The sequence below is a fragment of the Carboxylicivirga sp. genome (assembly GCF_982718395.1).
The window spans coordinates 1-10,684 of record NZ_CEXQWX010000191.1 but is presented as its reverse complement, the minus strand read 5'-3'; the positions used below and the strand labels follow the sequence as shown (position 1 = coordinate 10,684).

Here is a 10,684-nt window from a genome sequence, read left to right as displayed (position 1 = left end):
AATCTGCCATGTTGCGAACTTCAACATTTAGCTGATTTTGCTGTGCAAAGCCCGATAAATGTTTGGCAATTAATTTCCCGTTACCAGAATGGGAACCCAGCAATACCGTTACAGAACCAACGCTGCCATTTCCATTTGTAGCAACTGCGCCATTAACTCCCGTTGGTTGTGTATCAGCAGTAGATTTTGTCTCTGCCAAACCAACTCCTGACAAATAACCTCCAAGCCAAAGTATCTGCTCCTTAGATAGTTTATGAACCAACTCATTGGCTTCCCCTAACAAGTTTTCTGGTAAAACTCCTGTATTTATATGATGTGACATCTTATATCGTATTTAATTGTAATACAATGAACAGTAACTGAATCGTTACTTATTAACTAATAAAATCTGCGGAGAACCGGATGAACTACCGGCTGATAAAACTAAGCCCGGCAGGGCATTCGGCAAAGACAGACAGCTTGTGATTGCTTGATTAACAATATGGTTTTTATACTTTGGGGTGTGTTGATTCCCTTTTCGTAAGGTGGCTGCTCACCTCACGAAAGGAATTAATTGTTAATATTTCAAGAAAAACTGACTGCTATCAGTCAATATTAAAACTGCTCAGGTATCTTTCGCCTGTGTCGGGCAGTACCACTACAATGCGCTTACCAGCATTTTCGGGGCGATTTGCTACTTCAATGGCCGCATATAATGCTGCACCTGATGAATAACCACATAAGATACCTTCTTGCTTTGCCGCTTTATTAGCTAAATCAACAGCTGCTTCATTGGACACCTTAATCACCTCATCAAATATATCTGTATTTAGAACATTCGGAATAAAGCCGGCACCAATTCCCTGAATTTTATGCGGCCCTGGCTGTCCCCCTGATAATACTGGCGACGCCTCCGGTTCTACAGCTACAATCTTCACATCAGGCTTGCGTTCCTTAAGTATCTCGCCCACACCTGTAATAGTACCACCTGTACCAATACCTGCAACAAAAATGTCAATTTCACCGTCGGTATCTTCCCATATCTCTTCTGCCGTTGTGCATCGGTGAATGGCCGGGTTGGCTTCGTTATTAAACTGTTGAGGAATAAAGGACTTTGGCAATTCCTGCGCAATCTCATCTGCCCGTTCAATAGCACCTTTCATGCCCTTTTCAGCAGGTGTTAAAACCAGTTCTGCACCAAACTTCACTAACAACTTACGACGTTCAATGCTCATGCTTTCAGGCATTGTTAAAATCAAACGGTAGCCCTTAACTGCTGCTACAAATGCCAGTCCAACGCCTGTGTTACCACTGGTAGGTTCAACAATTACTGTTTCCTTATCAAGCAAACCTTTTTGCTCAGCATCGTTTATCATTGAATAGGCAATGCGATCTTTAACTGAACTGGCCGGGTTGTAAAACTCAAGCTTTGCAACCACTTCGGCCTGTGCTCCGTTGGTTAAACGATTAACCTTTACTAATGGCGTTTTTCCTATTAATTCTATCACATTCTGTGCAATCTTACTCATGGTTTCAATGGTTTATATGTAATACATTATTCTTTCATTTTCGTCAGCATAGTAGTTTCGAAGTTTTTCAAGTGTTATCCGGCGAAGTAATCGTCCATAATCATTACGAACGCTTGTCAGGAACCGCCCCACTGCCTTCTCTGTATTGCTTCCTTCTGTTACGATTTCTTTGTCCAGCTTTTCATCCAGGATCAACACTATCTCGTATAAGGTTATCTCCTTTAATGGTTTAGCAAGGCTATAGCCACCACCGGCTCCTCGTCTTACATCAACAATGTCTCCTTTTCGCAGGGCAACAGCAATGGCTTCCAGAAATTTTACCGATAAGTTCTCTCGATCAGCTATTTCTGCCACTCCCAGATGACTTCCTTCTGCCAGACCTGAGAGGGTTAATAAAAACCGTAAGCCATAATGTACTTTCTTTGGAAACATATCCTACTATTTTGCTTTTTCCATTAGCAAATATGAACCAGTTAATTACCTCCTGCAAATAATAGAACACTTTTTTATCCTATTTAATCAATAGGATATTGAGTAATACACTATACATCAACTATATAGCCAAAATATTAATTTTAGATAAATCAGTGTCTTTCCTATTATTTTAGTAGGAATAAAACAAGGAGAATAGTAGGAATTAATTAAAAAGCCTCTCTGATAGTAAAATAAACTCCGGTGTCACCATGATTAGAAATTCCGAAGTCAATCCGGAAATTAAGACCTTCATCGGGAAGAACTTTGAAACGAAGACCACCACCTGAAACAATATGCAAATCGGTGAAAGGAGATTGGAAAAACTTAGGTGACACTTTACCGGCACCTGCAAAAACTACACCACCTAATCGCCACCAGATGTGACGTCGCCATTCAGCCTGAGCAAACCATGAATGTTTATCAATATACCGATATGGGTGGGCAATCCCGCGCAGCATGCGTTTTCCTCCAATCGACGATAGTTTATAAAAGGGTACATCTCCTGATGTGGTGTTGATCATTGCCTGAAAGCCAAGAATTGATTCATCACTTTTAAGAGAAATAAACTTACGAACATCCAGATTACCGGTCGTAAAGCTATAATCGCTACCTACTAACCTGTCATAAACAGCGGCTGAAAACAGAACAAACCATCCTTTTGTAGGATATAGTTGGTCATCCCGATTATCGAATGCAAGTCCCGGTCCAATACCATTTGCCCAGCCTCCCCTATAGCCAACTATTGATGGATTTAACAAATCACCTTCAATACTGGTAAATTCATCGTAATTAATATCTAATCTGACACCTAAGAACCAGCTGGCATTCAATCCCTTTAAGATATCACTTTTAAAAGCAATACGATTAATATCGTAACTTGAATATGGTGGATCTTTTTGCTGGTTGCCAATTCCATAAAACTCATCGGGCAGGAACAAATACTGAAACTTAGAGATGTACATCCAGCGCTTGGATGTAAATACCAGCGCATCAATTTCAAACTCATACATTCCTTTGGTTGATATCTTTACGGATGGTGCAATAGTAGTTGGTCGGTAAAACTCGCATGCTTCTTCATTCAGAGGCTTTATACGCCAAACAGGCATTAAACCAACCTCAAAACCCGTACGGGGTGAGTAACCTGACATCGGGTAAAACGACAAGGTACTACGTCCACGCTCGATGGTGACCTTGTCAATTATTTCTTCCACTAAAATGGCAGCCTGCTCAGCTAAAGTGCCATTGGTTGAATCTTTTATAACTTCTTCCTGCGCATATATTCCCGAGCACAAGATTAGCAGCGCTCCTAAAAATCCTAATTTCCTTCGCATGTATCAATATTGCAGTGCCTGAGTGAAATCTGCTATTAAATCCTCCACTTCTTCAATACCAACAGATAAACGTATCATCGTTGGCCTTACACCCATATCAGCCTTTTCTCTATCAGAAAATTCGGCGTAGATCGTTGATTCAGGATGAATAACAAGCGTTTTATTATCATTTAAATTGGTAGCTTTTCGCATCACCTTCAGACGATTATAAAATTTAAAGCAATCCTCCTTCGATTCCAGATCAAAGGTCATAACAGCTCCCGGCTTACCACTAAACTGTTTTTGTGCCAGCTCATAACCTTTCTTCCCCTTAATACCAGGATAATTGTAAGATATAATACGTTGGTGTTGCTCAAAAAATTGCCCTAAGTGCAAACAATTTTCAATACATCGATCGATACGCAATGGCATAACATCCAATCCAAGGTTCATAAAATGAGCCGTATGAGCCGTCATTGTAGCGCCCAGGTGTCTGAAAATTTCTTTCCGGATGCGTGCAACCAAAGCATCCTTTCCAAATTTCTCTGACCACCAACTAAGAGCCGGTAGCTGAGTATAGTCGAAACTGCCATTATCGAGTACAACACCTCCAAAGGCAGCGGCTCCACCTGAGATAAATTTTGTGGTCGACATCACTTCAACATCAACACCAAATTGCTTTGAATTAAATACGTAAGGTGGTGTTACGGTACTGTCGCAAACTACTGCTACACTATTTTGCTTAGCCAATTGGCTCAGTTTCTCCAGATCGACAATCTCCAACTGAGGATTGGTTATAGTCTCAAAGAAATAAACACGGGTGCTTTCATCTGTCAACGATTTCACCTTCTCCCCATCCGTCATATCTGCAAAACGTACTTCTATTCCCATTGATGGCAATGTTCGCTTTAACAAGGCATAAGAATGTCCAAACAATTGGTTAGAAGCAATCACATTTCCACCTTGTTCCACCAGACTTAACAGCACATTGGAAATCGCAGCCATCCCTGAAGCCAAAGCAACAACGTCATGTGCATCGGTTACTGCCATAAGCTTTCTCTCGAAATACTCAACGGTAGGGTTTGAGGTACGTGAATAAGCGTGGGCGAACTTCTTACCAGAAAAAGTTTCGGCAATATCTTCAGCACTTTCAAACTCATATGCCACTCCATCATACACTGGCATGTGCAGGGCATTATAAGCATCATCCTTGGGAAATCTGGTATGTAAAGAGCGGGTTATAAATCCCTTTTTATTGTCGTTCATCAATGGTTGTGTTTATCAGAAACTGATTATGTTTTGCGGCATAAAAATAAGGAAATAATAACAGCAACTACTATCGAAGTGCCTTTACGTCATCAGGTAGTATTTCATCGCCCGAATTGCCAAAACCTGAACGTAAATAGTTAAGAACATCAGCAAGCTCCTTATCTGACAAAGTTCTGTAACTTGCCATCACACCATTATATATTTCACCATTTACTTCTATTTCGCCACTCATACCATTTAGCAAAATTTCAATAAGTGGCCCTTTGTCACCTGAAACAACTTTGTTTTTTGCCAACGGCGGATACATCCCCGGAATACCTCCTGCATCTTTCTGATGACACACATTACAATGACGCTTATAGGTAATTGCTCCCGGGTGGTTTTCGGCACTTTTCACAATTTCGGTATTACTCCCCGTCTCTTTCTTCTTAGAACCGGATGATCCGCAAGCCATCAGCCCTAATGCTATGGCTATAGCAAATAATATTTTTTGCATTATTATTAACATTTTAAAATTCTAATCCCTATTAGAAGAATCTCAAATTAACGCATTATTCGTCAACCAACTAATAAATATTAAAGCAATTTAGTCGGACGACAAATATAAAATCCCATGAATACCCAATCAGTCTTTAATTTGTCACAACAACTGATTGTATAATTATTTCACTTTCGTTACCGGCAACATCCATAGCTTGTTCGATAACACCACCAAATAATCCGCCCATTTTAACACTATTCAGTCGCGACACATATACATTGCCATCACTTTTTTCGTAAACCGATATCCTGCACGGCATCATTGCAGAAGCAACCCGCTCATCGTCCTTTGTCAGAATCTGCTGGGCAATATCAGGCTTACATACCTCCATCACTTTTACCTTCTTCACATCGTAATTAAACTTTGCCATGGTGGCTTGCAAATCATGGACATGAGGCGTTTTCCATCCATTCTTATCAACTGCGTCCTGTAGCCTGGTTAAAGTCTCTTCAAAATTGTATTGGCTTTTACTCTCAATGATCATCATTTTGGGAGCCATATTTCGAACAACAACAATGGCTATTACAGCACCCAGCAATAAACCTACAATTATATAAATAAATCGTTCCATGTGATTAATTATTTATTTTCCACTAACTAACAAATCTATATTTGTCAATGTTTAAACCTTTTACTTATCTAAACGTATTACATGAGTGTTATTTTTCATATTTTTGCTGTTCTGACCCATTCAACGAAAACCTGGTACGATGATTATTTATTTACGATTACTTTCAAGCGAAGTGGAGAACTTCGTTAAAGAAATTGCCATTGACGACGCCTTAACGTTTGCCGATCTCCATCAATGCATTCAGGAAGTATTAAATTATGATGCCACTCAAATGGCCTCCTTCTTTACGACCGACAGTGAGTGGAATAAAGAAATGGAAATTACTTTATTTGACATGACCGACAGCGACTCCCCGCTACTAAAGGTTATGCAGGAAACTTTAATTTCTGACTATCTGTATGAGGAAGGACAGCGAATGTTATATGTGTTTGATTTCTTTTCGGAGCGGGCCTTCTTTATGGAAGTTATTCAAATAGCTAAAGGTAAATTGGAAAAGGCCAATTGTTATCGTAATGAAGGAGAAGCTCCTCAGCAAATTATGATTGGTGATTTAAGTGGTGATATGAAAAAAGCATCGTTGGATCAGTTTGATGATGAATTTGATGGTTCTTTAGACTCGATGAAGTTTGATGAACTTGATGATTTAGATGGGGATATTAACTTTGATGATTTGGCCGATCAATATTAATAGTAATGACCAAAACACTAATTGTACTTATTGGGCCGACAGGCATCGGCAAAACAGAATTATGCCTACAACTGGCCAGACACCTTAACACTGGAATTATATCATCTGACAGTCGCCAGATTTTTAAAGAACTAAAAATTGGTACGGCTGCTCCTACTCCCGAACAGCTTGCCATCGTTAAGCACCATATGGTGGCCACTCACTCGGTCAACGATTATTACAACGCCTACGAGTTTGAACAAGATGTATTAAAATTACTCGAAAAACAGTTTGTCACACACGATCAGATGTTGATGACCGGCGGCTCTATGATGTATGTCGATGCTGTCTGCAAAGGCATTGATGAATTACCTACTATTGATCCCGAACTACGTCAGGAAGTTATGGACTTATATAATAACGAGGGACTGGAAGCTGTTCGCCGCCGATTAAAAATGCTTGATCCTGTTTTTTATGAGCAGGTGGACCTTAAGAACCACAAGCGGGTAATGCATGCTGTTGAAGTGTGCCTGATGACAGGTCAACCCTACAGTTCGTTACGTACCAACTCGGCTCGCAAGCGACCTTTTAATATTCTGAAGATTGGCTTAGATATGGATCGGGATGAACTGTATGAACGTATCAACCAGCGTGTGGACATGATGGTCAAAGATGGTTTATTTGAAGAAGCCCGTTCGTTTTACCACCTCAAACATATCAATGCTTTAAACACTGTGGGATATAAAGAGATTTTTGCCCATTGGGATGGTGAATATGATGCCGATAAAGCCATTGAACTAATCAAACGCAATTCGCGCCGATATGCCAAGCGCCAGTTATCGTGGTTCAGACGCGATAAAGAAATCAACTGGTTTCATCCGGCACAAAAGGAAGAAATTATTAAATTTGTTGATAACAAACTTATTTAGTTTAACCCACCGGGCCTGTAGCAAAATCCTTGCTCGCGGTTTACACACTTAAAAGGCCCGGTGTTTTTATTGCTCATGAATAGTTCCGCCCTCTTCAACATTCGCGTTTACGGTTTATTGATTAACAGGCAAAATGAAGTGCTTGTGACCGATGAATACCGGATGGGTACTTACATGACTAAATTCCCCGGTGGTGGTCTCGAATATGGTGAAGGCACCATTGATTGCCTGAAACGGGAGTTCAGGGAAGAGCTGGGAATTGAGGTTGAAATCAAGAGCCATTTCTATACTACCGACTATTTTCAAAAGGCTTTATTTTTTGAAAACATGCAGCTATTGAGTATTTATTACCTGGCTGATTATCCACACTCAGAAGAAATTTCAACGACATCTGAAGTTAATGCCATACCTGAAGAAGAAGGTGCACAAGCGTTCCGGTGGGTTGCGATAAATAACTTAGATGTTGACAAGTTTACTTTTCCAATTGATAAAAAGGTGGTGGAATTGCTAAAGAAGAAGTTAAAAGCTACTGGTTGAATACAAAAAGGCGATAAAGTAAACACCAAATCCAACCCAAAACAATTTGGAAACAAAAACCAAATCAACGACTCATCAAATCGACAAATTAACAACCACCTAAACAATACAACTACTTACTTCACCGCCTCAACCACACAATGGAAAGTATCAGCTTCCCATGATTGGCGATTAAAAGCGCCGTAAAACTTAAGCTGAGTAAAATAAGGGTTTAACAAACTCTCCAATTGTTTTTGGGTGATAGCCAACAAAGGATGTGTGCTTTCAGCATCATCTGTCTCTGTCTTAAGTATGGTATTAAAATCAATTTTACCGTCCGGCCGATGGATATAGTTACGTACAAAAGTGTAATCTTCCGTTTCTATAGTAGGCAGACTTTTGACTTGATCGTTTAAAACGCGATCGTAATTAACGATTTGTAATAGAAATTTACCACCAGGTTTTAACCTGTCAGCTACACTTTTCACCATCTCCCCCACTTCGTCCGTTGAATCAAGGTGTACCAAGGTATTTCCAAAACACAAGGCGGCATCAAATAACATGGGTTGGTAATAGTCAGTCACAAGTCGCATATCGCCTTGTTGAAATTGAAGGTCGAGGGCTTGTGGTCGCTTTTCATTGGCTTTTGCCACCATCTCGGGGTCGTAATCAAAGGCCCGTACCTTAGCACTCTGCCGAGCCATGGCAATGGATAGTGATCCAGTTCCACAACCAATGTCCAGTATGTTTTTCGATGTCAGTGAGCCATCACATGCTTCCTGCACAAATTCCAATTGCTTTTGGTTCAATGGAAAAATGGCATCGTATGCCTCTACTATTTTGCTGTAAAAAGCCATTAGTCAATCCTTTCTGAGATATGGTAATTATTCCGTACATGACTATTACGTGAAACCAGCTCAGCCAAAAAGCCAGCTAAAAACAATTGTGTTCCAATAATCATACTGGCCAATGCAATGTAAAAATAGGGACTATCGGTTACTAATCGTGCCGCCACATTGTGATACACGTGCCACAGCTTAATTGCTCCCAGCCATAGTGATGACAAGAAACCGACAACAAACATCAAGGTTCCCAATGCACCGAATAAATGCATTGGACGCTTACCAAATTTCGAGATAAAAGTAACGGACAGTAAATCCAAAAAGCCTTTGATGGTGCGCTCAATGCCAAACTTCGAAACGCCGTATTTGCGCTCCTGATGCTGTACTACCTTTTCGCCAATGCGGTTAAAACCCGCTTGCTTGGCAATAAGAGGAATGTAGCGATGCATTTCGCCATACACCTCTATGTTTTTAATAACATCGTTTTTGTAGGCTTTCAGTCCACAATTGAAATCGTGTAGTTTGATTCCTGAAACCATTCGCACGGTTCGATTAAACAGCTTACTTGGTAATGTTTTTCCTATCGGATCGTAACGTTTCTTTTTCCAACCACTGACAATGTCATAATTCTCTTCCTTTACCATTCGAACCAACTCGGGAATCTCCTCCGGGCTATCCTGCAAATCAGCATCCATGGTAATGACCACATCACCTTTGGCTACTTCAAAGCCACAGTACAAACCTGCCGACTTGCCGTAATTACGACGAAAGCGAATACCTTTTACCTGTTCTGATTCAGACTTAAGGTTCTCAATAACCTGCCACGAGGTATCTGTACTGCCATCATCCACAAAAATGACCTCATAAGACCAATTCAGCGGGCTCATCACCCGCTGAATCCAAGTATATAATTCTTTTATTGATTCTTCCTCATTGAATAAAGGAACGACGATCGATAAATCCATAAACTTACTCTGTTACTTCAGCGCTCTCAAACATTGGGCGCTGTTTCTTAAATATAGCTGCTAAGATAAGAGAAATTACAAAACCCATAATAGTTGTATATAGAATCGACTTTAAAGGAGAGATTAATTTTGCATTATCAATCTCTTTCTGCATTTTTTCCTCCATCTTTCCGATTTGCTCATCAATTGCATCCTGAGGAACGCCACTCGATTCCATAAAATTGTATGTCTTTTCCATAACAGCCTCTTGCGTTTTTTTCACGTAATCGGGATCAATAAAATTATTAAACGCGAGACTATAAATAGCAACAATTACAGCAGCTACAAATGTAGTATAGGTTCCGTAAAGCATGCCCTGCTTTAGCGTCATAAAACCACCGAGTTCCTTTCTGTAATTCCGGATGATGATAATCAGCCCAATGATTACCGGAAGAATACCGAATACAATTCCAATACCGGCAAATCCCATTAAAGAGATTTTCTCAAGATCAACAATAACGTACATTAATACACTCATGGCAACTAATACAGCGCCAAAAATCACCCCATTATTAATCCAACTTTTCGTTGGGGCATTGTTTTCGTTTTCCATAATTTAGTTTTTAAGTTATCGCCATCTAAAATACAAATATCCTTTTAAACACACCGGATACATGATTAATTAATTTCTCACGACCATCGGAGCAACTAAAATGAAAAATTTTGCTTTTCATTTTCACCACTTTAGATATTTAACGCAAAAAAAGTGCTCCTTAATATTTGCACGTAATGGGAAATGTTATACTTTTGCATCCGCAATCACAAAGAAACGGGTAAGTCTCATACGACTAGCTCCTGTTGAACTCCCCCAGGGCCTGGCGGCAGCAAGGGTAGACGGTTGTAGCAGTGCGATATGGGTAGCTTACCCACCCGCCTGTGTAGCTCAGCTGGCTAGAGCAGCTGATTTGTAATCAGCAGGTCGGGGGTTCGAGTCCCTCCACAGGCTCTCAACAACAAACGAGTTGTGAGAAAGAATTAAAAATATTGAAAGTAATTGATGGGGAGATACCAAAGTGGCCAACTGGGGCGGACTGTAACTCCGCTGACTTATGT

The 10,684-nt window shown here is 40.2% G+C and carries 12 protein-coding genes, 1 tRNA gene and 1 pseudogene; 4 read left to right on the top strand and 10 right to left on the bottom strand.

All coding sequences use genetic code 11. From position 1 onward, the window contains the following. The 7 genes and pseudogenes from AC4MRQ_RS22475 to AC4MRQ_RS22445 form a co-directional block, all read right to left on the bottom strand. Nucleotides 1–322: pseudogene (locus tag AC4MRQ_RS22475) on the bottom strand (hypothetical protein); the annotation flags it as partial. Between the two features lie 262 nt (nucleotides 323–584). Continuing rightward, nucleotides 585–1,508 carry a cysteine synthase A gene (gene cysK, locus AC4MRQ_RS22470; protein ID WP_491199972.1) on the bottom strand — a complete coding sequence of 308 codons (924 nt, stop codon included), beginning with the start codon at nucleotides 1,506–1,508 and terminating at the stop codon, nucleotides 585–587. Between the two features lie 12 nt (nucleotides 1,509–1,520). Continuing rightward, entirely contained in the window at nucleotides 1,521–1,940 is a 420-nt protein-coding gene (locus AC4MRQ_RS22465) for an RrF2 family transcriptional regulator (RefSeq protein WP_491199971.1), read from the bottom strand. A 209-nt stretch (nucleotides 1,941–2,149) separates the two neighbouring features. Beyond that, nucleotides 2,150–3,313: a BamA/TamA family outer membrane protein gene (locus AC4MRQ_RS22460; protein ID WP_491199970.1), complete on the bottom strand. Its 1,164-nt coding sequence runs from the start codon at nucleotides 3,311–3,313 to the stop codon at nucleotides 2,150–2,152. A gap of 3 nt (nucleotides 3,314–3,316) precedes the next feature. Beyond that, nucleotides 3,317–4,558, bottom strand: coding sequence for a PLP-dependent transferase (locus AC4MRQ_RS22455; protein WP_491199969.1), 1,242 nt, complete (start codon nucleotides 4,556–4,558; stop codon nucleotides 3,317–3,319). 70 nt (nucleotides 4,559–4,628) lie between these two features. Then, nucleotides 4,629–5,057, bottom strand: a complete 429-nt coding sequence (locus AC4MRQ_RS22450; RefSeq protein WP_491199968.1) for a c-type cytochrome — start codon at nucleotides 5,055–5,057, stop codon at nucleotides 4,629–4,631. A gap of 136 nt (nucleotides 5,058–5,193) precedes the next feature. Then, nucleotides 5,194–5,673 (bottom strand): DUF302 domain-containing protein, encoded by a 480-nt coding sequence (locus AC4MRQ_RS22445; RefSeq protein ID WP_491199967.1) that lies wholly within the window; start codon nucleotides 5,671–5,673, stop codon nucleotides 5,194–5,196. Nucleotides 5,674–5,812: 139 nt separating this feature from the next. Between AC4MRQ_RS22445 and AC4MRQ_RS22440 the strand changes: the two genes are divergently transcribed. The 3 genes from AC4MRQ_RS22440 (at nucleotide 5,813) to AC4MRQ_RS22430 (ending at nucleotide 7,806) form a co-directional block, all read left to right on the top strand. Beyond that, nucleotides 5,813–6,361, top strand: coding sequence for an IS1096 element passenger TnpR family protein (locus AC4MRQ_RS22440; RefSeq protein ID WP_491199966.1), 549 nt, complete (start codon nucleotides 5,813–5,815; stop codon nucleotides 6,359–6,361). A 5-nt stretch (nucleotides 6,362–6,366) separates the two neighbouring features. After that, nucleotides 6,367–7,269 carry a tRNA (adenosine(37)-N6)-dimethylallyltransferase MiaA gene (gene miaA / locus AC4MRQ_RS22435; protein WP_491199965.1) on the top strand — a complete coding sequence of 301 codons (903 nt, stop codon included), beginning with the start codon at nucleotides 6,367–6,369 and terminating at the stop codon, nucleotides 7,267–7,269. A 75-nt stretch (nucleotides 7,270–7,344) separates the two neighbouring features. Continuing rightward, nucleotides 7,345–7,806, top strand: coding sequence for an NUDIX hydrolase (locus AC4MRQ_RS22430; protein ID WP_491199964.1), 462 nt, complete (start codon nucleotides 7,345–7,347; stop codon nucleotides 7,804–7,806). Between the two features lie 116 nt (nucleotides 7,807–7,922). On the opposite strand, the gene AC4MRQ_RS22425 is transcribed toward AC4MRQ_RS22430, so the two are convergent. Genes AC4MRQ_RS22425 through AC4MRQ_RS22415 form a run of 3 tightly spaced genes read right to left on the bottom strand, consistent with a single transcriptional unit; the run spans nucleotide 7,923 to nucleotide 10,184 of the window. Continuing rightward, on the bottom strand, nucleotides 7,923–8,642 hold the full coding sequence (locus AC4MRQ_RS22425) for a class I SAM-dependent methyltransferase (protein ID WP_491199963.1): 720 nt from the start codon (nucleotides 8,640–8,642) through the stop codon (nucleotides 7,923–7,925). After that, nucleotides 8,642–9,592 carry a glycosyltransferase family 2 protein gene (locus AC4MRQ_RS22420; protein ID WP_491199962.1) on the bottom strand — a complete coding sequence of 317 codons (951 nt, stop codon included), beginning with the start codon at nucleotides 9,590–9,592 and terminating at the stop codon, nucleotides 8,642–8,644. The genes AC4MRQ_RS22425 and AC4MRQ_RS22420 overlap by 1 nt, the downstream gene beginning before the upstream one ends. 4 nt (nucleotides 9,593–9,596) lie before the next feature. Further along, complete coding sequence (locus AC4MRQ_RS22415; protein ID WP_491199961.1) at nucleotides 9,597–10,184, bottom strand: DUF4199 domain-containing protein; 588 nt, start codon at nucleotides 10,182–10,184, stop codon at nucleotides 9,597–9,599. Nucleotides 10,185–10,503: 319 nt separating this feature from the next. On the opposite strand from AC4MRQ_RS22415, the gene AC4MRQ_RS22410 reads away from it, so the two are divergent. Continuing rightward, nucleotides 10,504–10,577: transfer RNA gene (locus AC4MRQ_RS22410), tRNA-Thr, on the top strand. Nucleotides 10,578–10,684 lie beyond the last annotated feature (107 nt).

Coding starts and splice junctions, on each gene's coding strand:
- cysK (WP_491199972.1), bottom strand. CDS start 1,508: ATGAGTAAGATTGCACAGAATGTGATAGAATTAATAGGAAAAACGCCA.
- AC4MRQ_RS22465 (WP_491199971.1), bottom strand. CDS start 1,940: ATGTTTCCAAAGAAAGTACATTATGGCTTACGGTTTTTATTAACCCTC.
- AC4MRQ_RS22460 (WP_491199970.1), bottom strand. CDS start 3,313: ATGCGAAGGAAATTAGGATTTTTAGGAGCGCTGCTAATCTTGTGCTCG.
- AC4MRQ_RS22455 (WP_491199969.1), bottom strand. CDS start 4,558: ATGAACGACAATAAAAAGGGATTTATAACCCGCTCTTTACATACCAGA.
- AC4MRQ_RS22450 (WP_491199968.1), bottom strand. CDS start 5,057: ATGCAAAAAATATTATTTGCTATAGCCATAGCATTAGGGCTGATGGCT.
- AC4MRQ_RS22445 (WP_491199967.1), bottom strand. CDS start 5,673: ATGGAACGATTTATTTATATAATTGTAGGTTTATTGCTGGGTGCTGTA.
- AC4MRQ_RS22440 (WP_491199966.1), top strand. CDS start 5,813: ATGATTATTTATTTACGATTACTTTCAAGCGAAGTGGAGAACTTCGTT.
- miaA (WP_491199965.1), top strand. CDS start 6,367: ATGACCAAAACACTAATTGTACTTATTGGGCCGACAGGCATCGGCAAA.
- AC4MRQ_RS22430 (WP_491199964.1), top strand. CDS start 7,345: ATGAATAGTTCCGCCCTCTTCAACATTCGCGTTTACGGTTTATTGATT.
- AC4MRQ_RS22425 (WP_491199963.1), bottom strand. CDS start 8,642: ATGGCTTTTTACAGCAAAATAGTAGAGGCATACGATGCCATTTTTCCA.
- AC4MRQ_RS22420 (WP_491199962.1), bottom strand. CDS start 9,592: ATGGATTTATCGATCGTCGTTCCTTTATTCAATGAGGAAGAATCAATA.
- AC4MRQ_RS22415 (WP_491199961.1), bottom strand. CDS start 10,184: ATGGAAAACGAAAACAATGCCCCAACGAAAAGTTGGATTAATAATGGG.